This is a genomic window from Streptomyces sp. NPDC026522 (genome assembly GCF_055567555.1).
Genome location: NZ_JBVHQF010000007.1, coordinates 139184 through 160736, shown reverse-complemented (window position 1 = coordinate 160736; position 21553 = coordinate 139184). Strand labels below are relative to the sequence as shown.

The following is a 21553-nucleotide window of genomic DNA, read 5'->3' as shown; positions in this document are numbered from 1 at the left end:
CGGCTTCAAGACATGGCGGAGTCCAGACTGATCCAGGGCCGGTACCGGTCGCTCGATCTGATCGGGCGCGGCGGCATGGGCGAGGTATGGCGGGCCCGGGACGAATCGCTGGGCCGCCAGGTCGCCGTGAAGTGCCTCAAGCCCCTCGGGCCCGAGCAGGACAACCACTTCACCCAGGTGCTGCGCGAACGCTTCCGCCGCGAGGCGCGCGTGGCCGCCGCGCTCCAGCACCGCGGCGTCACCGTGGTCCACGACTTCGGCGACGACAGCGCGGCCGGCGGTCCCCTCTACCTCGTCATGGAACTCCTGGACGGCCGCAACCTCAGCCAGCTCCTGGAGGACAACGAGTCACGTCCGCTCCCCGTGGACGTCGTCGTCGACATCGCCGAGCAGATGGCCGCCGCCCTCGGGTACACCCACGACCAGGGCGTCGTCCACCGCGACCTGAAGCCCGCGAACATCATGCGGCTCACCGACGGCACCGTGAAGATCTGCGACTTCGGCATCGCCCGCCTCGCCCACGACATCGGCTTCACCGCCAAGCTCACCGGCGGCGGCATGGCCATGGGCACCCCGCACTACATGTCGCCCGAGCAGATCGCGGGCGGCGAGGTCGACCACCGCAGCGACCTCTACTCCCTCGGCTGCGTCCTGTACGAGATCGCCACCGGCGCCCCGCCCTTCGACCTCGGCGACTCCTGGTCCGTCCTGGTCGGCCACCGCGACAACGCGCCCGTACCGCCCCGCGAGCACCGCCCCGAGCTGCCCGAGTACTTCGACCGGCTGGTCCTCGAACTGCTCGCCAAGCGGCCCGAGGACCGCCCCGGCGACGCCCGCCACCTGCACCGGCGGCTCGTGGAGCACCGGCTCGGCCCCGGCGCGCCGCCCGGCGCCCCGCCGCCGCTGCCCGAGTGGGCCCGGGAGATGACCGCCGGGCGCAAGGCCGGCACCGACGCCCGCCCCGCGAGCGGGGAATGGGCCGTGCTCACCGGTTCCTGGACCGCCGCCCGGCCCGGCGTCACCCGGCCGATCGAGCGGCCCGACGCCGCCGCCGACCCCCGGCTCACCCTCGCCGTCGGGCTGACCCGCGCCGCGGCTCCCCCCGGTCCGGAGCACCCCGACGCCCTCGGCGCCGCGTACTCCCGCGCGTACGCCCTCAGCCGCGCCGGTCGGCCCGAGGAGGCGCTGGCCGGGTACGCGGCCGTGGCCCGGGGGCGGGCCGGGGTGCTGGGGCCCGACCACGGCGACACCCTCGCGGCCCGTCAGGAGGAGGCGTACGAACTGGGGCGTCTCGGGCGCCACCGCGAGGCCTGCGAGATCTACGCCGAAGTGGCCGCCGCCCGTTCCCGCACCCTGGGCCCGCGCCACCCCGACACCCTGCGCTGCCGCCACAACCTCGCCTGCACGCTCGGCGCCATCGGCCGCCACGAGGACGCCCACCGCACCGCCGCCGAGGTCGCGGCGGACCGCGCCGCCGTGCTCGGCGCCGAACACCCCGACACGCTCCTGACCCGGTACGAGGTCGCGTACGCGCTCGGCCGCCTCGGCCGCTGGGACGAGGCGCTGGCCGGCTTCCGGCAGGTCGCCGCCGTCCGCGAACGGGTCCTCGGCCGCGACCACCCCGACGCCCTCGCCGCCCGCTACGAAACCGGCGTCGCGCTGGGCCGCACCGGGCGCGCCGCCGAAGCCCTCGACCTGTTCCGCGCCCTGGTGCGCGACCGCACCCGAGCCTACGGCGCCGCCGACCCGGAGACCCTGCGCGCCCGGCACGTCCTCGGCGTGAACCTGGGCCGGCTGGACCGCTGGGAGGAGGCGGTGGCCGAGGCCCGCGCGGTCGAGCGGGCGCGGGCCGAGGTACTGGGCTCCGAGCACCCGGACACGCTGGTCAGCCGCCGCGAACTCGCCGTCGGCCTGGGCCGCCTCGGACGCTGGCACGAGGCGCTGCCGCTCTACCGGGAACTCTCCGGCATCCGCGAACGGTCCCTCGGCGAAGGGCATCCCGGCACGGTGCTGGCCCACGCCGACGAGGCGCACTGTCTGGAGCGGCTCGGCCAGGTGTGCTACCAAGAGCCATGACGACGACCTCGGCGCCCTTCCGGCAGGCGGCCTACGACGTGGTGATCGTGGGCGGCGGGCACAACGGTCTGGTGGCCGCCGCGTACCTGGCCCGCGCGGGCAGGTCCGTACTGGTCCTCGAACGGCTCGGCCACACCGGCGGCGCGGCCGTCTCCACCCGCCCCTTCGCGGGCGTGGACGCCAGGCTCTCGCGCTACTCCTACCTCGTCTCCCTGCTCCCCGCGAAGATCGTGCGCGATCTCGGCCTGGACTTCGCGGTACGCGGGCGCACGGTCTCCTCGTACACACCCGTCGAGCGCGCCGGCCGCCCGGGCGGACTGCTCATCGGCGGCGCCGAGGCCCGTACGAGGGAGTCCTTCGCCCGCCTCACCGGCTCCGACCGGGAGTACGAGAACTGGCGCGCCTTCTACGCGACGACGGGCCGGCTCGCCCGGAGGGTGTTCCCCACCCTCACCGAGCCGCTCCCCACCCGCGGGGAACTACGGGCCCGGATCGATGACGAGGCCGCCTGGCGGATGCTGTTCGAGGAGCCGCTGGGCCGGGCCGTGGAGCGGTACTTCTCCGACGACCTGGTGCGCGGCGTGGTGCTGACGGACGGCCTGATCGGCACCTTCGCCGGTGCCCACGACGCCTCCCTCGCGCAGAACCGCTGCTTCCTCTACCACGTCATCGGCGGCGGCACGGGCGACTGGAACGTCCCCGTGGGCGGTATGGGCGCGCTGACCGACGCCCTCGCGCGGGCCGCGCGGGCGGCGGGAGCCGAGATCCTCACCGGCCACGAGGCACTGCGCATCGACACGGACGGCAGCGCGCCCGCGGAGGTGACTTTCCGGACGGCCACCGGGGAGGGCGCCGTCGCGGGCCGCACGGTGCTGGTGAACGCCTCCCCGCGGGCCCTGGCGGAACTGCTCGGCGAAGCCCCGGCACCCCGGCCGGAGGGGGCCCAGCTCAAGGTGAACATGCTGCTGCGGCGGCTGCCCCGGCTCCGGGACACTTCCGTGGACCCGCGCGAGGCGTTCGGCGGCACCTTCCACATCGCCGAGGGGTACGAGCAGCTGGCGCGGGCCCACGCCGAGGCCGCGACCGGTGAACTGCCCTCCGTACCGCCCTCGGAGATCTACTGCCACTCGCTGACGGACCCTTCGATCCTCGGACCCGAGCTCGTGGCGCGGGGCTACCAGACCCTGACCCTGTTCGGCCTGCACACCCCCGCCCGGCTGTTCGAGAAGGACAACCAGGGAGCGCGGGAGGTGCTGCTGGCGGGCACCCTCGCCCAGCTCGACGCGCACCTGGCCGAGCCCCTCACCGAATGCCTGGCCCTCGACGCGGACGGCCGGCCCTGCATCGAGGCCAAGACCCCGCTCGACCTGGACCGTGAACTGCGGCTGCCCGGCGGGCACATCTTCCACCGCGACCTGTCCTGGCCGTACGAGGACGGTCAGGACACGGGCCGGTGGGGCGTCGGAACCCGGCACCCGAACGTACTGCTGTGCGGGGCGGGCGCGGTGCGCGGCGGCGGTGTGAGCGGGGTCCCCGGCCACAACGCCGCCATGGCGGTCCTCGGACGCTGAGCCGTTACCCGACCTGGCCGGTCGGCTCGATGACCACGATCGGGATCTCGCGGTCCGTCTTGGTCTGGTACTCGTCGTAGTCGGGCCAGTGCCCCACCATCACGGGCCAGTACTTGGCGCGTTCCTCGGGGTTCGCCGTCCGGGCGGTGCCCTGGAGGACCTTCGGGCCGACCTGGACGCGGACTTCGGGGTGCTCGGACAAGTTCTTGTACCAGAGCGGGTGGTCGCTGGCGCCGCCCTTGGACGCCACGATGAGGTAGCGGCCGTCGGCCTCGCCGTAGATCAGCGGCGTGCGCACCGGCTTGCCGGACTTGCGGCCGAGGGTGGTCAGCAGCAGGGTCTGGGTGTTGTTCCAGAACTGGCCCTCGCGGCCGTTCGTCTCGACGTACTTCCGCAGGTGGTCGAGTTGCCAGGTGCCGGGTTTGGGGTCGGTCGGGTGGTCCCAGTCGACGGTGGTCATCGGGGGTGCCTGCCTTCGCGTCGAACGATCAACGAACCTCAATCAACCACACAACGCCCCGCGGCACGGCGTTCATTCCGGCCGGACGTGCCCCGTACGGGTGAACCCCCGCCCCGACCGGCCCCCGCCCGCACACCTCGCAGGTGGCCGGTGCTCCCGTCCGTGCAGCGCTGGACGCCTTCGCACCGGGACCGGGTGGAGCCGCTGCTGCCGGGTCTGTGGGAGCCCTTCGCCCGGCACGCGGCGGTCCCGGACGGCTGGATCCGCACCTTCCAGAGTTCGAGGGCCTGCTGCGGGACTGGGGGGCGAGCTCGTCGAAGGGGCCCGCCGTAGGGGCTGGGGCCTGATCGGCTTCCCGCTCTGAGCGGGGCTCAGTCGGCCGAGCGGGTCCAGCCCGTGGCCTCCAGGCGGGCGAAGTCGGCCGGGCGGTCCTCGGCGAAGAGGAGCCGGGCCGGTTCGGCGACGCGGATGACGTCGACGTAGACGCCGCGGCCCACGTAACGGCCCGTGGCGGTGTGGCGGAAGCGCAGGCGGACCTCCCGGTCCGCCCAGGAGGTGAGCGGCGCTTCGAGGCGGTGCCAGATGCGGCCCGACCAGCCGTCGGCGCGGCCCTGGGGCCACGGTTCGGGCGCGCCGCCGGTGGAGCGCACGGTGCTGAAGGGCAGCGGCTCCCAGGCCTGCCCGTCGGCCGAGGCCTCCAGGTGGAAGGCCCCCTCGCCCGGCACGGTGTCCCACCACAGCGCGCAGCGCAGCCGGGCGGCCGTGGTGGCGGGGGTCAGCGGGGGGAGGGTGAGGGTGCCCGAGCCGCCCGGGGTGATGCCGGAGAACCAGGCGGGGCCGCCGTGCCGGGTGCGGACGGGGACGGCCCGCGCGAAGCGGTTGCCCGTGGCGACCCGGGGCGCGCTGCCGGCCCGCCAGGTCCGCACGGGATGGACCGAGTTGCCGAGCAGGATCAGGAAGGAGTCGGTGGAGGGGTCCAGGACCAGCGAGGTGCCGGTGAAGCCGGTGTGGCCCGCGGAGTGCGGGGTGGCCATGGCGCCCATGTACCAGTGCTGGTAGAGCTCGAAGCCCAGGCCGTGGTCGTCGCCGGGGAAGGCGGTGTTGAAGTCGGTGAAGAGCAGCTCGACGGAGGCGGGGCGCAGGATGCGCTTCCCGGCGTAGACCCCGCCGTCGAGCAGGGCGCGGGCGAGGACGGCCAGGTCCCAGGCGGTGCCGAAGACGCCCGCGTGCCCCGCGACGCCGCCGAGGGCGTACGCGTTCTCGTCGTGGACCTCGCCCCACACCAGGCCGCGGTCCAGGCCGGACCAGGGCGGACGCTGAACCTCGGTGGCGGCGATGCTCCGGCGCCAGGAGAGCGGTGGGCGGTAACGAGTGCGGTGCATCCCGAGCGGAGCGGTGATCTCGTCGCGGAGCAGGGTGTCCAGAGTGCGGTCGGTGATCCGTTCCAGGAGCAGTTGGAGCGCGATGAGGTTCAGGTCGGAGTACCGGTACACGGTCCCGGGTGTGTCCTGTGGTCGCACCGACCACAGCAGCCTCAGCTGTCCCTCGCGGGTGGACTCCTGGTAGAAGGGCGCCCAGGAACGCAGCCCCGAGGTGTGCGTGAGCAGCTGACGGACCGTGACCAGTTCCTTGCCGCCGCCGGTGAACTCCGGCAGGTACCGGTCCACCGGAGCCTCCAGCTCCAGCCGCCCCCGCTCCATCTGCTGCACGGCCAGCAGCGAGGTGAACAGCTTCGTGAGCGAGGCCAGGTCGAAGACGGTGTCCTCGGCCATCGCGATCCGTTCGGCCGCGGGGAACTCCCGGACCCGGTCGGCGCGGCCGTCGTAGTCCGCGTAGCGGACCGCGTCGCCCATGGCCCGGTGCAGCGCGACGGTGCGGCCGCGGCCGGCGAGGACGACGGCCCCGGCGTAGTACGGGTGTTCGGGGGAGGGGCCGAGGAAGCGCCGGGCCTCCTCCGCCACCCCTTCGAGGTGCTTCTCCAGCAGCCCGGCCTGACGGGCGGAGCCGTAGCGCAGTTTCAGCCCCTGGAGGGCCCGCCGCTCGGCCGGGTTGCCGCGGGCGCCCGCCGAGCCGGGGAGGGCGGCCTGGAGGACGAGTACGCCGCCGAGCGCGAGCAGCCGCGCGCCGAGCCGCCTCCGGCTCACCCCCCCGCCCACCCCCGCACCCACCGGCCGGGAGTCCAGGTCGGCTGCTCCGCGGCCGGCGCCTGCCGGTCCGGCGTGCGTGCCGACCCGTCCACGGCCGACGTCCGCCGGTCCGTTGTCCGTGCCTGTCCGTCCGGGGTGTGTGCTGGCTGGCCTGGAGTCTGCTCCTGCCGGTCCAGTCCCCGCACCTGCCGGTCCGTCGTCCAGGTCGGCCGGCCCGGCGTGTACGCCGAGTGGCCCGGATCCTGCGCCTGCCGGTTCGCGGCCCGCGTCCGTCGGCCCGGATCCTGGGGCGGCCGGTCCGTTGTCCGTGCCGGCCGGCCCGGTGTGTGCGGCGGCTGGCCCTGAGCCCGCGCCTGCCGCTTCGCGGCCCGCGTCCGTCGGCCCGCAGCCAGCGCGTGCGGGTACGTTGTCCGTGCCGGCCGGCCCGGCGTGTGCGGCGGCTGGGCCGGAGCCCGCGTCTGCCGGTTCGCGGCCCGTGTCCGTCGGCCCGCAGCCAGCGCGTGCCGGTCCGTTGTCCGGGCCGGCTGGCCCGGTGTGTGCGGCGGCTGGGCCGGAGCCCGCGTCTGCCGGTTCGCGGCCCGTGTCCGTCGGCCCGGAGCCTGGGGCGGCCGGTCCGGCGTGCGTGCCGGCCGGTTCGCGGCCGATGTCTGCCGGTCCGTTGTCCGTGCCGGCCGGTCCGGCGTGCCTGGCGGCCAGCGTGGATTCCGCACAAGCCGGTTCGAGGCCGGCGCCTGCCGGGCCGGTGTCCGCGCTCGCCGGGGCGGAGGCCGCCCGGCCGTCGCCGCCGACCGCCCCCGTGGACTCGTCCATGACCGGTCCTCCCGTCCGCCGTCACGCCCTCCCGCAGTATCTGCCCGCGCGGCCCGCGCCTCCCGCACCGACCGGCCCGTAAAGAATCTGACGCTGCATCAGGAAACCTCTTCCCTCGACCGGCGGGCTGCGGCATCCTCACGCCCATGGAGACGGAGCTGAGCAAGAAACTGGGAGTCGAGCACGCCATCTTCGGCTTCACGCCCTTCCCGGCGGTCGCCGCCGCCATCACCCGCGCGGGCGGCTTCGGCGTGCTCGGCGCCGTCCGCTACACCGCGCCCGACGACCTCAAACGCGACCTCGACTGGATGCAGGAACACACCGACGGCAAGCCCTACGGCCTCGACGTCGTCATGCCCGCCAAAAAGGCCGTCGACGGCATCAGCGAAGCCGAGATCGAGGCGATGATCCCCGCCGGCCACCGCGCCTTCGTCCGCGACACCCTCGCCAAGCACCACGTGCCCGAGCTGGGCGAGGGCGAGGCATCCGGCTGGCGGATCACCGGCTGGATGGAACAGGTCGCCCGCGACCAGCTCGACGTCGCCTTCGACTACCCCATCAAACTCCTCGCGAACGCGCTCGGTTCCCCGCCCGCCGACGTCATCCGCCGCGCCCACGCGCACGGCGTCCTCGTCGCCGCCCTCGCCGGCAGCGCCAAACACGCCCGCCGCCACACCGAGGCCGGCATCGACGTCGTCGTCGCCCAGGGCTACGAGGCCGGCGGCCACACCGGTGACATCGCCACGATGGTGCTGGTCCCCGAGATCGCCGAAGCCGTCGCCCCCCTCCCCGTCCTCGCCGCCGGCGGCATCGGCAGCGGCGAACAGATAGCTGCCGGCCTCGCCCTCGGCGCCCAGGGCGTCTGGCTCGGCTCCCTCTGGCTCACCACCACCGAAGCCGACCTCCACTCCCGCGCCCTCACCGCCAAACTCCTCGCCGCCGGATCCGGCGACACCGTCCGCTCGCGCGCCCTCACCGGCAAGCCCGCCCGCCAGCTGCGCACCGAGTGGACCGACGCCTGGGACGACCCGGCCGGCCCCGGCGCGCTGCCCATGCCGCTCCAGGGCCTGCTGGTCGCCGAGGCCGTGTCACGGATCCAGAAGTACGAGGTGCAGCCGCTGCTCGGCACCCCGGTCGGGCAGATCGTCGGCCGGATGAACAGCGAACGCAGCGTCCAGGCCGTCTTCGACGAGCTGACCAGTGGCTTCGAGAAGGCCATCGACCGCATCAACCGGATAGCCGGCCGCCGGACCCGAGAGGCGTGAACCGCATGACCGACACCAACGGCTTCTGGGCCCAGGCCACCGCCGAGCCCGACCGCACCGTACTGACCACCCCCGACGGCGAACATTGGAGCGCCGGCCGGCTGCACGCCGACGTCAACCGGCTCGTCCACGGGCTGCGCGCCGCCGGGATGGAGAAGGGCGACGCCTTCGCCATCGTCCTGCCCAACGGCGTCGAGTTCCTCACCGCCTACCTCGCCGCCTCCCAGGCCGGTTTCTACCTGGTTCCGGTCAACCACCACCTCGTCGGCCCCGAGATCGCCTGGATCGTCGCCGACTCCGGCGCCCAGGTGCTCATCGCGCACGAGCGCTTCGCCGAGGCCGCCACGGCGGCGGCCGACGAAGCCGGCCTGACCGCTAGCCACCGCTACGCCGTCGGAACGGTGGCCGGTTTCCGCCCGTACGAGGACCTCCTCGCGGGACACCCCGGCACACCCCCCGCCGACCGCACCCTCGGCTGGGTGATGAACTACACCTCCGGCACCACCGGCCGGCCGCGCGGCATCCGCCGCCCGCTGCCCGGCAAGCTCCCCGAGGAGACGTACCTGGGCGGGTTCCTCGGCATCTTCGGCATCCGGCCCTTCGACGACAACGTCCACCTCGTCTGCTCGCCGCTCTACCACACCGCCGTCCTGCAGTTCGCGGGTGCCTCGCTGCACATCGGGCACCCGCTGGTCCTCATGGACAAGTGGACGCCCGCCGAGATGCTGCGCCTGATCGACCGGCACGCCTGCACCCACACCCACATGGTGCCGACCCAGTTCCACCGCCTCCTCGCGCTCCCGCAGGAGACGAAGGACGCCTACGACGTCAGCTCCATGCGGCACGCCATCCACGGCGCCGCCCCCTGCCCGGACCACGTCAAGCGGGCGATGATCGACTGGTGGGGCGGCTGCGTCGAGGAGTACTACGCCGCCAGCGAGGGCGGGGGTGCCTTCGCCACCGCCGAGGACTGGCTGAAGAAGCCGGGAACCGTCGGCAAGGCCTGGCCCATCAGCGAACTGGCCATCTTCGACGACGACGGCAACCGGCTGCCGCCCGGCGAACTCGGCACCGTGTACATCAAGATGAACACCGGCGGTTTCAGCTACCACAAGGACGAGGGCAAGACCCGCAAGAACCGCATCGGCGACTTCTTCACGGTCGGCGACCTCGGTCTGCTGGACGAGGAGGGCTACCTCTTCCTCCGGGACCGCAAGATCGACATGATCATCTCCGGCGGGGTCAACATCTATCCGGCCGAGATCGAGTCCGCGCTCCTCACCCATCCGGCGGTCGCGGACGCCGCCGCCTTCGGCATTCCTCACAACGACTGGGGCGAGGAGGTCAAGGCCGTCATCGAGCCCGCCGAGGGCTTCGAAGCGGGCGACGCGCTCGCCGCCGAGATCCTGCACCACTGCGAGCGGCAGCTGGCGGCCTACAAGCGCCCCAAGACGGTCGACTTCATCGAGACGATGCCCCGCGACCCCAACGGCAAGCTCTACAAGCGACGGCTGCGCGATCCGTACTGGGAAGGGCGCGAGCGCGCCATGTGACGCCCCGGGGTGACGGTTCTGGCAAGTTGGCCGACATGAGTACGGCACCGCACAGAACGCCCCTGACCGACTGGACCGTCCTGGTCCCCGTGGTGGCCCTCGCCGCGCTCGTCCTGAGCTGGGGACGCGACCTGCCCGCCTTCGCGGTCGCCCTGGTCGCCCTCTGCCTGGCGGGCGCGGTCCTGGCGGCCGTGCACCACGCCGAGGTGGTGGCCCTCCGGGTCGGCGAACCCTTCGGCTCCCTCGTCCTCGCCGTCGCCGTCACCATCATCGAGGTGGCCCTGATCGTCACCCTGATGGCCGGTGGCGGCGACAAGACCTCCTCGCTGGCCCGGGACACCGTCTTCGCCGCCGTCATGATCACCTGCAACGGCATCGTGGGCGTGTCGCTGCTGGTCGGCGCGCTGCGCAACCGGGTGGCCGTCTTCAACGCCGAGGGCTCGGGCGCGGCGCTCGCCACGGTCGCGACCCTCGCCGTACTCAGCCTCGTGCTGCCGACGTTCACCACCTCGAAGCCCGGCCCCGAGTTCTCCACCGCCCAGCTGACCTTCGCCGCCGGTGCCTCCCTCGCGCTCTACGGCCTGTTCATCGCCGTCCAGACGGTCCGCCACCGGGACTACTTCCTCCCCGTGGAAACGCCGGGAACCTCCTCGGGAGCGGCCGGGGACGAGGCCCACGCCGTGCCGCCGAGCTTCCGGGCCACCCTGGTCAGCCTCGGTCTGCTGCTGGTCGCGCTCGTCGCGGTGGTCGGCAACGCCAAGGCCGTCTCGCCGACCATCGAGCGGGGCGTCGCCGACGCCGGGCTGCCGCACGCCGTCGTCGGTGTGATCATCGCCCTGCTGGTGCTGGCTCCGGAGACCCTGGCGGCCGTCCGCGCCGCCCGCCGGGACCGGGTGCAGACCAGCCTGAACCTGGCCTACGGCTCGGCCATCGCCAGCATCGGACTGACCATCCCGGCCATCGCGCTGGCATCGATCTGGCTCTCCGGACCGCTGCTGCTCGGCCTCGGCCCGGTCCACATGGTGCTGCTGGCGCTGACGGTGGTGGTCAGCGCCCTGACGATCGTGCCGGGGCGGGCGACGCTGCTCCAGGGCGGGGTGCACATCGTGCTGCTGGCCGCCTACCTGTTCCTCGCCGTGAGCCCGTGAGCCCGTGAGCCCGTGAGGCCTTACGCCGTGAGCCCCTACGCCCGTGAGCAGCTGAGCTCCCGCGTCAGCGCCGCCGCTCGTGCGGCCGTTCGATCCTCAGCCGCGGCGAGGAGAGGATGTCCCGCTCGCAGAACCGCGAGGTGACCCAGCGCTCCTGGGAGAACAGCAGGGTCTGGTCCGCGTAGTACGGCGACCGCGGGTCCGCCGACTGGCTGTACGTCAGCAGCGTGCGGGCCACCGGGCAGCGGCTGCCGTCCCAGCCCACCGCCTGGATGTGGCTGGAGCCGTGCACCACCTCCGGGTAGCCCCCGGCAGCCGCGTTCCAGGGTGCCTCGATCTTGTTCCAGACGCCCAGCGCCTCCGTGCCCCCGCCCACCGGCAGCTTCCGGCCCGCGCGCACCACGAACTGGTGCTCGCCGAGTGGCGCGTCCAGCGCGATGCCGGCGGCCCGCAGCTCCGCGACGGCGTCCGCGAGCGCCCGCCCCACCCCGGGCGCGGCCCGGTTCAGGGTCCGGGGCGTGCCGACCGGGTCGGCCGGGGAGAACGGCACCAGCCACAGGTCCTTGGCCGCCGTGCCCGCCGTCAGCCTCCGCCAGAAGCGGTCGAACAGCAGGGCGCCCCTGCTGGAGCTGTCGGCACGGTGGTCCCAGCCGGCCAGCACCGGGCACGCCGCCGAGACGTCCACCGCCGTGCCGTCGCTGCCCATCGCGGTTCCACCGGGCAGCGCGGCGCACGCCCCGGCGGCGTCGGCGGCGGCCAGGTCGCCGGCCGGGACCCGGTTCGCGTACTGCTGCGCCTGGAGGTCGGCCACCGTGAGCCGGCCCTTGGCGGCCATCGCCGACACGTCCTCGACCGCGCCGCGCGTGCGCAGGGACCGCGGGGTGCCGACCGTGCCCCAGATCCGCTCGTACCCGGTCAGCGGCCGGTCCGCGTTGGCCAGCCAGGCACTGTCGTTGGAGTTCTCGGCGTACGGGGCGTCCCGCAGCGCCGGCGCGCCGCCCGGGCCGAACACGCCCGGCTGTACGGCGTCGGGGTCCGAGCCGGGCGCGCAGTCGCCCCGCGCACCGTCCAGCACCGCGAGTCCGGAGGCGGGGTACGTGGCCCTGCCCAGCGGGGTCGAGCAGCGCGCGGCGAGCTCGTCGGTGATCCGGGGCAGCACCTGCGACTGGGTGAAGAGGGTGTGGCCGGCCGAGTCCGCGGCGACGGTGTTGACCCAGGGCAGGCCCTGGGTGCGCGCGAGGGCGTCCCGCAGCCCGGCCACCGAGCGTGCCTTGCCCAGGGCGAGGGCGGTGTCGGAGCCGCGCAGGTTCAGGGCGTTGGGGTCGTTCAGCGCGTACGCCGTGGCGGAGGTCCAGGGCAGTGGCAGGCCGGGGCCGAGGGCGGTCACGACCGGTCCGAAGCGGGTCCACCACTGGCTGCGCACGACCGGTGCCGCGCCCGGCACCGGGACGCCGACCTTGCGCTCGGTCATCCGCTCCGGCTTGCCGTCGACCAGGTAGACGGTCGGGTCGGCGGGGTCGAGGGTCAGCTGGTGCAGGTTGACGGGGGTGCCGGTGGCGACCGTATGGCTCCAGGCCACCTTCTCGTTGAAGCCGATGTTCACCACGGCGCTGCCGAGCAGCGAGGCGCCGGACACGTTCAGCTCGCCCGGGATGGTCTGCTGCGACTGCCAGAACCGGCGGCCGCCCTGCCACGGATAGTGCGGGTTGCCGAGCAGCAGGCCGGTTCCGTTCGCCGTGGTCGAGCCGGCGAACGCCACCGCGTTGGAGCCCATGTCGGATTGGGCCGGGTCGAAGAACCGCCGGGCGGCTTCGGCGGCCGCCCCGGGGTCGATGCCGGGGGTTCCGGCGCGGGCGGTGGCCGGCGCGGGCGGCCGCGCGGCGGTGATCCCGTCGATGCCGCGCCCCTGGCCCGCGAGCACCGAGACGGCGAAGCCGTGCGCGGCCACGTCGAGCGCGGAGACGGGGTGGACCCAGGCGGCGCCCTTGCAGGCCGGGTCGGTGATCTCGTGCTGCGCCAGCCAGGCGTTGTACCCGGCCGCCCAGCCCCGCATCAGTTCCTTGACGTCCTTGCCCGGCCCGGCGGGCGCGGGGGTGGCGAGCAGCCTCTCGACCGTTCCGGACTCGCGGACGCCCTTGAAGTAGAGGTCGCTGGAGAGGTTCGCGGTGGCCGAGGAGAGCGAACCGTCGGGCGCCGCGTCGGGGCCGAACCAGCGCGAGCGTTCCCCGGCGACGGTCAGGAACCCGTCGGCCAGCACGCACACCTGGTCCGCGGCCTGCGCCCAGCCGGTGCCGAACCCGAGGTCCGCGTAGTCCCGGGCCACGATGTGCGGGATGCCGTTCTCGGTGTACCGGATGACGGCGGACAGCCCGCCGCCGGAGGGGGCCGGCCCGTCGGCGGCGGCCGCCGGGGACGGGGGAACGGCCGCCGCGGCGGTGAGCAGCGCGGCGCCGGTGAGCGCGAGGCGGCGCAGGAGCGGGCGGGTGCGGAGCTGCAAGGTGCCTCCCAGGTGGCTGCCGGTGGGCTTGCGCGGCCGTGCCGGGACGTACGCCCGCACCCGGTGACGGATGTGGGCGTACGTCCCCGCGGGCGACGGGGTCAGGCGTCGAAGTCGGTGCCGCGGCTGACGGACTCCCAGGCGTCGGCTTCGGCGCGGACGGCATCCGTGCGGGCCCGGATGAACTCGACGGCGTCCGTGCCCAGCACGAGCCGCAACGGGGTCTGCGGGGCGTCCAGGGCGGAGAGGATCGCGGCGACCGCCTTGACGGGGTCCCCGGGCTGGTGGCCGTCGCTCGCCGGGAGCCCGGCCCGGACCGGGCCGACGATGTCCTCGTAGGCGGGCAGCGGGGTCGTGGACCGCAGCGCACCGCCGCCCGCGAAACCCGTGCGGAACGAGCCGGGTTCCACGATGAGCACCTTGATCCCGAAGGGGGCCACTTCGGCCGCGAGCGCCTCGGTCAGCCCCTCCAGGGCGAACTTCGTCGCGCAGTAGGCCCCGACGCCGGGGAAGGCCAGCCGTCCGCCCATGCTGCTCATCTGGACGATCGCCCCGGACTTCCGGGAGCGCATGTGGGGGAGCGCGGCGCGCTGGAGCGCCGCCGGGCCGAAGAAGTGCAGGTCCATCAGCTCGCGGAGTTCGGCGTCGGTCGCCTCCTCCACGGCGCCGACCAGGCCCCGGCCGGCGTTGTTGACCAGGACGTCGATACGGCCGAAACGGTCCACGACGCCGCTGACGGCCTCCTCCGCACGGGTGGTGTCCGTCACGTCCAGGGCCAGCGGGACGAGGCGGTCGGGGTGCTCGGCGGCCAGGGCTTCGAGGGCGGCGGTGCGGCGGGCGGCCGCCACCACCGTGTCACCTGCGGCCAGCGCCGCCTCGGTCAGGATCCGGCCGAAACCGGAGGACGCCCCGGTGATCAGCCAGACCCGGCCCTCGGGCGCGCCCGTCGGATGCTGCGTGGTCATCAATCCCCCTGCGAGTGACTGGTGTTACTGGATCACCCAGATCCTCGCACCGGCGGGCCCGCGGCGTCAGTCGGTTCTCGGACCATGCGGATCCGGACCCTCCTCGGGGACCGCACCGGCCCTGCGCAGCCGGCGCAGGGTGAGCCGTTCGTGCGCCAGGCGGCCGACGAGGGAGCCGCCGTAGACGACGAAGCCCACCCCGACCAGCCAGGACTGGACCACGAGAAGGGTGCCGAACGGGCCGTAGGTGACGGCGCTGGAGGCGATCAGCGGGGAGAACACCAGTTGGGAGAAGACGCGCAGGCCGAGCAGGCCGATGCTGGTGGCGACCGCCCCCGGGAGCAGGGCGCGCCAGCGGACCCGGCCGCCCAGCAGGAGGCGCTGGGAGGTCCAGAAGAAGAGGACCGTGCCGATGAGGTCGCTGAGGGTGCCGGCGACGACGCCGAGCGCGCTCTTGGAGGGGGCGGGGATCTCGACGAGGAGGGCGAGGTAGCAGACGAGCAGGGCGAGCCAGACGACGTGCCGCCACATGGTGTGCCAGCGGGCGGTCGGGAGGTCCCAGACCTTCTCGTAGCCGGTCTGGACCGCCGAGCCGAAGGTCAGGCCGAAGACGGCGAGGGCGGCCAGACCGAAGGCGGTGGTCCGCTCCAGCGCCAGGTCGGCGGCGCTGAACAGCATCTCCACCCGGGCCCGCGAGGCCTCGGTCACCCCGAGGGCCTGCCCGAGCCAGCGGCCGAAGCCGGAGCCGCTGCCGGGCGCGGCGGCCGCGACGACCACGAGCAGCGGTACGAGGGTCAGGAACCCCAGGGCCGCGAAGCCCATCGCCCGGTGCATCAGCTCCATCTGGCGCCCACGGCTCCAGGCCAGCCCGACGAGGGAGGCCCGGAGCCGGTCGTGCCGCGGACGGGGCGTCGAAGTCACACCCTTCACCTACCCGGCCGCACCCCGATTGCCTCGGAGGCGCCGCCGAAAACGGCCCGAAGAGGTGGTTTTCCGGCGCCCGCGCGGCCGACTCCGGCTCGCCGCCGTCCGTCAGGGGCGTCCGGGTCTCTCCCCCCTCAGGTCCCGGATCCGCTTGATCTTGCCCACGGACCGCTCCAGCGTCTCCGGATCCACCACTTCCACCCCCACGGAGACCCCCACCCCCTCCTTCACGGCCCTGACCACCGCGGCGGCCGCCGCTTCCCGCTGGGCGGCGTCCGCCTCGCGCCGGGCCTCCACCCGGACGGTCAGCGCGTCCATCCGGCCTTCCCGCGTCAGCCGGAGCTGGAAGTGCGGGGCCAGGGCCGGGACGCGGAGCAGGATCTCCTCGATCTGCGTGGGGTAGAGGTTCACCCCCCGCAGGATGATCATGTCGTCACTGCGGCCCGTGATCTTCTCCATCCGGCGGAACGCCGGGCGGGCGGTGCCCGGCAGCAGCCGCGTCAGATCCCGGGTGCGGTACCGGACGACCGGCATGGCCTCCTTGGTGAGCGAGGTGAACACCAGCTCTCCCGGCTCACCGTCCGGCAGCACCGCCCCGGTGAGCGGATCGACCACCTCGGGGTAGAAGTGGTCCTCCCAGATGTGGAGCCCGTCCTTGGTCGCAGCGCATTCCTGCGCCACGCCGGGCCCCATCACCTCCGACAGCCCGTAGATGTCCACGGCGTCGATGCCGAGCCGGTCCTCGATCTCCCGGCGCATCTCCTCCGTCCACGGCTCCGCGCCGAATATCCCCGTACGGAGCGAGGTCGAACGGGGGTCGATGCCCTGGCGCTCCATCTCGTCCAGCAACGTCAGCATGTAGGACGGGGTCACCATGATGACCTCGGGCCGGAAGTCCTGGATCAGCCGGACCTGGCGGTCCGTCATGCCCCCGGAGGCGGGCACGACCGTACACCCGAGCCGTTCGGCGCCGTAGTGCGCGCCCAGGCCGCCGGTGAACAGGCCGTACCCGTAGGCGATGTGCACGACCTGCCCCGGCCGCCCGCCCGCCGCGCGGATCGAGCGGGCGACGACATCGGCCCAGGTGGACAGGTCCCGCTCGGTGTAGCCCACCACCGTCGGCCGGCCGGTGGTGCCGCTGGAGGCGTGGATGCGGCGCACCTGCGACCGGGGCACGGCGAACATCCCGAAGGGGTACTGGTCGCGCAGGTCGGCCTTGGTGGTGAAGGGGAAGAGGGAGAGGTCGGCGAGGGAACGGCAGTCGTCGGGGTGCACCCCGGCCTTCTCGAACGCCTGCCGGTAGAAGGGCACCGTTTCGTGGACCCGGTGCAAGGTGGCGCGCAGCCGGCTCAGCTGGAGGGCCGCCAGCTCGTCACCGCTCAGCAGCTCGCCCGGGTCCCGCTCCTCGCCCGCGAAGTCCGACATGTCCTCACCCCGTTCTCGACGCACCGACCGATCATTCGGTAGCCTGCCGGAGACGGGCGGCCAAATCAATGACTCGAACGAGTGATCGGTGTCGTCGGCCCCGCACGAACGGGGCGGGGAGCCGGGGCGGGACCGGCCGGGAGCAGCGCCCCACCCCAGCTCGCCCCCCGCGGTCGGCGGTGGTTCACTGTCCGCATGCCGCTCGCCGACTACGGGGTGCTGTCCGGAACGCTGCACCGCCACTTCCGCGACGAGCCCGACACGCAGGGCCGCTGGTTCCACGTCAACCTGGAGGTCGACGCACCCGAAGGGCGCTACCGGTGCGCCGTCGACGTCGACAGCAAACACTCCACGATCGGCGTGCAGTGGAAGGTCCTGACCCTCGCCGCCTCGGTGCTCGAACCCGCCTCCGCGCTCGCGCCGGGCTACCACGACCTCGCCCGCACCTCCGGATCGGGCGCCCTCGACTTCCAGCGCCACCCCGCACTGGCCGGCCGGGCCGGCCGGGCGACCGCCCGGCTGCGCGCGCTCCTCGGCCGGCCGGGCCCGTCACACCCCTGGACCTCGGGCTCCTACCTCGAAGCCTCCCAGGCGCTGGAGCCGGTCCTCGTACCCGGCCGGCCCGTCCTGGTCTTCGGCGAGCCCTTCGACCACGGCGGCCCGGGCCTGCACAACATCCACCAGAACCAGGGCGACCCGTACGACAGCCAGTGGTGGGCGGACAACGGGATCTGGCAGGACGGCGCGACGATGACCAGGCGGGACGACGGCTGGTACGACGTCTTCCTCTCCAAGTTCTCCACCCAGGCCGACCGGACCGGCCCCGACGGCCACCCCCTGTGAACCGGGTGCGCCCAGCACGGTCTCAGCGGGTGGCGTCCGCCTCCGTGGCCACCGCCTTCGCCCAGCGGTAATCCGCCTTCCCGCTCGGGGAGCGCTGGATCGCGGGCGTGACGACGAGCTGGCGCGGGATCTTGTACCCCGCCAGCCTGGTTCGGCAATGGGCCTGGATCTCCTCCAGCGTCGGCTCCGGCGCCCCCGCCCGCACCTGGACCACCGCGGCGACATGGCTGCCCCACGTCGGGTCCGCCACCCCCGCGACCAGGGCGTCGTACACGTCCGGGTGCGACTTCAACGCCTGCTCGACCTCCTCCGGGTAGACCTTCTCGCCCCCCGTGTTGATGCACTGCGAGCCGCGCCCCAGCACGGTGACGATCCCGCTCTCGTCCACCGTCGCCATGTCGCCGAGCAGCACCCACCGCTCCCCGCCCTTGCGGAAGAAGGTCTCGGCCGTCTTCGCGGGGTCGTTGTAGTAGCCGAGCGGCACGTGCCCGCGCTGCGCCAGCCGACCCGGCCGGCCCACCGGCACCGGCTCGTGGGTCACCGGGTCCACCACCTGCGTACGGTCGTTGACCTCCAGCCGGAACCCCTTCTCCGGGCCGGAGTCGTTCGCCGCCCGGCCGTTGGAACCGGACTCCGAGGAACCGAAGTTGTTCAGCAGTACCACGTGCGGCACCAGCCGCTGGAACTCGGCCCGGACCGTCTCCGACATGATCGCCCCGGACGAGGAGACGCTGAACAGCGAGGACAGGTCGGTCCCCTTGAGCGGACCGTTCAGCGCGTCGATGAGCGGCCTGAGCATCGCGTCGCCGACCAGCGACACACTGGAGACCTTCTCCTTCTCGATCGTGCGCAGCACTTCCTCGGGCGCGTACTTGCGGTGGATGACCACCCGCTGCCCGTAGTTGAAGGCGATGAACGAGGTCAGGGTCGAAGTGCCGTGCATCAGCGGGGGCGCGGGGAAGAAGGTGAGCCCGGTGCCGCGCGCCGCGACCCGTTCCGCGAGTTCCTCCGGCCGCTTGACCGGCTCGCCCGACGGCTCGCCGCCGAACAGCCCGGCGAAGAAGAGGTCCTCGGCCCGCCACATGACGCCCTTGGGCATCCCGGTGGTGCCGCCGGTGTAGATGATGAACAGGTCGTCGGGGGAGCGGGGCGGGAAGCCGCGCTCCGGGGAGCCGGCCGCCTCCGCGTCCGCGTACGCGACCGGCGCGATCGCGGGCTCCGGCGCGCCGTCGGGAACCTCGCCGACCCGGATCAGGTGCCGGAGCCTGGCGGTCTGCGGCAGCGCCGCGGCCACCCGCTCGGTGAACTCGCCCTCGAAGACGAGCGCCGCGAGGTCGGCGTCGTTGTAGAGGTAGACCAATTCCTCCTCGACGTAGCGGTAGTTGACGTTCACCGGGACCAGGCGCGCCTTGAGGCAGGCCAGCACCGTCTGGAGGTACTCGACCCCGTTGTAGAGGTGCAGCCCCAGGTGCTCGCCGGGCGTCAGCCCGCTGTCGAGGAGGTGGTGCGCGAGGCGGTTCGCCGCCGCGTCCAGTTCCGCGTACGTCAGGCGGCGCTCGGCGCCGGTGCCCGGGTGGTCCACGTAGACGAGGGCTTCCCGGTCGGGGACCACGTCGACGACCGACTCGAACAGGTCGGCAAGGTTGTACTCCACCGTTCCTCCTGACCCGAAAGTGTCCACGGCTGACCCCATGGCCGGCCCGGCTCGGCGGTCATTAGAGCGCCGGGGCGGTCAACTGGGAAGGCGCGCAACAAGAAAACTGACTGGGTGTCAGAAAACTATTGAACTGCCTCCTCCCCTCCTGCAACCTGTTCTAGGTCTTCAGACGGGAGGACGGCAATGGGTGGGACGGAACACCTGACCGTGGAACGCCACGGGGCCACGCTGGTGCTCACCATGAACAGGCCGGAGGCGAAGAACGCGCTCTCGCTGCCGCTGCTGGTCGGGCTGTACGACGGCTGGCTGGAAGCCGACGCGGACGACGCCGTCCGCTCGGTGGTCCTGACCGGTGCGGGCGGGGACTTCTGCGCCGGGATGGACCTCAAGGCGCTGGCCGGCCGGGGGATGGCGGGCGACCAGTACCGGGACCGGCTCACGGCCGACCCCGACCTCCACTGGAAGGCGATGCTCCGCCATCACCGGCCGCGCAAACCGGTGATCGCGGCGGTGGAGGGGTACTGCGTGGCGGGCGGCACCGAGATCCTGCAGGGGACCGACATCAGGATCGCGGGGGAAGGGGCCACCTTCGGGCTGTTCGAGGTCAAACGGGGCCTGTTCCCGATCGGCGGCTCGACGGTACGGCTGCCTCGGCAGATCCCGCGCACGCACGCGCTGGAGATGCTGCTCACCGGCCGGCCGTACGGGGCGGCGGAGGCGGCCCGGGTCGGCCTGATCGGACGGGTGGTACCGGACGGCTCCGCGCTGGAGCGGGCCCTGGAGACCGCCGAACTGATCAACGCGTGCGGGCCGTTGGCGGTGGAGGCGGTGAAGGCGTCGGTGTACGAGACCGCGGAGCTGACGGAGACGGAGGGACTGGCCGCCGAGCTGACCCGGGGCTGGCCGATCTTCGACACGGCGGACGCGAAGGAGGGCGCCCGGGCCTTCGCGGAAAAACGCCGGCCGCACTACCGCCGAACCTGACCGCCGGCCGCGCGGTGCGGGTTCCGGTATCCCGGCGGAGTGCGGCCGTACGGTTCGGGTGGGCAGACCGGGGGCGGCGCTGCGGTACGGGTACCCGCGGGCGGCCCGCCGTTCTGTGGCTCGGGTGGGCGCACCCGGGGCTGCGGTACGGGAACCGGTTGCGGGCTCCGGCCACGCGGTTCGGGCGGGCGCCCCCGGGGTGGCCCGCGGCGGTGCCGCACGGCCGGCCCGGGTGGTCGACGCGGACCGGCCGCACCGCGGCGGTGGCGCTCCGACCGCTTGCCCCGGCTCCGGCCATCCCGGCCGGTCGGCGCCGACGGGCCGACAACCGGACCACCCTGCGACGGACCGGCAGCCGACCGGACGCCGGACGAGCCGGAGGCCGGACCGCCCGGCCGGTCGGCCCGAGGGCCCCCAACCACCCGGCATCGGCCGGTTGCCGGGATGCCGGACGAACGGAAGGCCGGGCCGCACCCTGCCCTGACCGGACTGCCCAGTACCGGTCGATCCGGCTGACCAGCCGGAACGCCGGACCAGCTCCGCCGTCCGACCGCCTGGTAACAACCGACCGCTCGGCCGGAGTTCCGGTGCCGGCCGAGGGCCGACCACGGACCGACCGATCCGACCGATCCGACCGATCCGACCGCCGGACCGCCCGGCACCGCCCGATCCGGCCGACTGGCCGGGACGCCCGACCGCCCTGACCGCCAATCCGCCCGCGACCAGCCAACCGACCGGAATGTAGGTCCACCGGAGGGCCGGACCACCCGCACCAACCACCCGCACCAACTGGCCGGCCCCCACGGCCGACCGGATACCGGACCGGCCGGAAGGCCGGAAGGTCGCCCCCGGTCGGCATGTCGGCCCGGCCGGAGGACCGGACCACCCAGGACCGGACCACCCGCACCAACTGGCCGGCCCCCACGGCCGACCGGATACCGGACCGGCCGGAAGGCCGGAAGGTCGCCCCCCGGTCGGCATGTCGGCCCGGCCGGAGGACCGGACCACCCAGGACCAGACCACCCGCACCAACTGGCCGGCCCCCACGGCCGACCGGATACCGGACCGGCCGGAAGGCCGGAGGGCCGGCCCCCGGTCGGCATGTCGGCCCGGCCGGAGGACCGGACCACCCAGACCGGACCACCCGCACCAACTGGCCGGCCCCCACGGCCGACCGGATACCGGACCGGCCGGAAGGCCGGAAGGTCGCCCCCCGGTCGGCATGTCG

Annotated in this window: 14 protein-coding genes; 7 read left to right on the top strand and 7 right to left on the bottom strand. The window is 73.8% G+C overall.

All coding sequences use genetic code 11. The features are described 5' to 3' along the window. The first annotated feature begins 12 nt into the window (after nucleotides 1-12). Together ACZ4M3_RS19710 and ACZ4M3_RS19705 are read left to right on the top strand one after the other, a co-directional pair. A complete protein-coding gene (locus ACZ4M3_RS19710) occupies nucleotides 13-2076 on the top strand; it encodes a serine/threonine-protein kinase (RefSeq protein WP_467734285.1) in 2064 nt (687 codons plus the stop codon). Then, nucleotides 2073-3647, top strand: a complete 1575-nt coding sequence (locus ACZ4M3_RS19705) for a phytoene desaturase family protein (RefSeq protein WP_467734283.1) — start codon at nucleotides 2073-2075, stop codon at nucleotides 3645-3647. The genes ACZ4M3_RS19710 and ACZ4M3_RS19705 overlap by 4 nt, the downstream gene beginning before the upstream one ends. Before the next feature lie 4 nt (nucleotides 3648-3651). Here ACZ4M3_RS19705 and ACZ4M3_RS19700 read toward each other — a convergent pair whose 3' ends face one another. After that, entirely contained in the window at nucleotides 3652-4107 is a 456-nt protein-coding gene (locus ACZ4M3_RS19700; RefSeq protein ID WP_467734281.1) for a nitroreductase family deazaflavin-dependent oxidoreductase, read from the bottom strand. A gap of 371 nt (nucleotides 4108-4478) precedes the next feature. Next, nucleotides 4479-6290, bottom strand: coding sequence for a serine hydrolase domain-containing protein (locus ACZ4M3_RS19695; protein ID WP_467734748.1), 1812 nt, complete (start codon nucleotides 6288-6290; stop codon nucleotides 4479-4481). Between the two features lie 920 nt (nucleotides 6291-7210). Between ACZ4M3_RS19695 and ACZ4M3_RS19690 the strand changes: the two genes are divergently transcribed. From ACZ4M3_RS19690 to ACZ4M3_RS19680, 3 genes are read left to right on the top strand one after another with little or no spacing between them, the layout of a single operon-like run. Next, the gene (locus ACZ4M3_RS19690; protein WP_467734279.1) at nucleotides 7211-8329 is read left to right on the top strand and encodes a nitronate monooxygenase; all 1119 of its coding nucleotides are present in this window, start codon (nucleotides 7211-7213) and stop codon (nucleotides 8327-8329) included. Nucleotides 8330-8334: 5 nt separating this feature from the next. Further along, complete coding sequence (locus tag ACZ4M3_RS19685) at nucleotides 8335-9882, top strand: acyl-CoA synthetase (RefSeq protein WP_467734277.1); 1548 nt, start codon at nucleotides 8335-8337, stop codon at nucleotides 9880-9882. 35 nt (nucleotides 9883-9917) lie between these two features. Further along, nucleotides 9918-11030 carry a calcium:cation antiporter gene (locus ACZ4M3_RS19680; RefSeq protein WP_467734275.1) on the top strand — a complete coding sequence of 371 codons (1113 nt, stop codon included), beginning with the start codon at nucleotides 9918-9920 and terminating at the stop codon, nucleotides 11028-11030. 64 nt (nucleotides 11031-11094) lie between these two features. Here ACZ4M3_RS19680 and ACZ4M3_RS19675 read toward each other — a convergent pair whose 3' ends face one another. From ACZ4M3_RS19675 to paaK, 4 genes are all read right to left on the bottom strand, one after another. Further along, nucleotides 11095-13527 (bottom strand): penicillin acylase family protein, encoded by a 2433-nt coding sequence (locus ACZ4M3_RS19675; protein WP_467734273.1) that lies wholly within the window; start codon nucleotides 13525-13527, stop codon nucleotides 11095-11097. Between the two features lie 101 nt (nucleotides 13528-13628). Next, the gene (locus tag ACZ4M3_RS19670) at nucleotides 13629-14492 is read right to left on the bottom strand and encodes an oxidoreductase (RefSeq protein WP_467734271.1); all 864 of its coding nucleotides are present in this window, start codon (nucleotides 14490-14492) and stop codon (nucleotides 13629-13631) included. Nucleotides 14493-14558: 66 nt separating this feature from the next. Beyond that, the gene (locus ACZ4M3_RS19665; RefSeq protein ID WP_467734269.1) at nucleotides 14559-15413 is read right to left on the bottom strand and encodes a YhjD/YihY/BrkB family envelope integrity protein; all 855 of its coding nucleotides are present in this window, start codon (nucleotides 15411-15413) and stop codon (nucleotides 14559-14561) included. A 111-nt stretch (nucleotides 15414-15524) separates the two neighbouring features. Next, nucleotides 15525-16841, bottom strand: a complete 1317-nt coding sequence (gene paaK / locus ACZ4M3_RS19660; protein WP_467734267.1) for a phenylacetate--CoA ligase PaaK — start codon at nucleotides 16839-16841, stop codon at nucleotides 15525-15527. A 195-nt stretch (nucleotides 16842-17036) separates the two neighbouring features. On the opposite strand from paaK, the gene ACZ4M3_RS19655 reads away from it, so the two are divergent. Continuing rightward, the gene (locus tag ACZ4M3_RS19655) at nucleotides 17037-17684 is read left to right on the top strand and encodes a DUF2278 family protein (protein ID WP_467734265.1); all 648 of its coding nucleotides are present in this window, start codon (nucleotides 17037-17039) and stop codon (nucleotides 17682-17684) included. Between the two features lie 22 nt (nucleotides 17685-17706). Here the strand turns inward: ACZ4M3_RS19655 and ACZ4M3_RS19650 are convergent, their stop codons facing one another. Then, nucleotides 17707-19338, bottom strand: a complete 1632-nt coding sequence (locus ACZ4M3_RS19650; RefSeq protein WP_467734263.1) for an acyl-CoA synthetase — start codon at nucleotides 19336-19338, stop codon at nucleotides 17707-17709. 186 nt (nucleotides 19339-19524) lie between these two features. Here ACZ4M3_RS19650 and ACZ4M3_RS19645 point away from each other — a divergent pair, with 186 nt between their 5' ends. Beyond that, nucleotides 19525-20325: a crotonase/enoyl-CoA hydratase family protein gene (locus ACZ4M3_RS19645; RefSeq protein WP_467734262.1), complete on the top strand. Its 801-nt coding sequence runs from the start codon at nucleotides 19525-19527 to the stop codon at nucleotides 20323-20325. Nucleotides 20326-21553: the final 1228 nt, after the last annotated feature.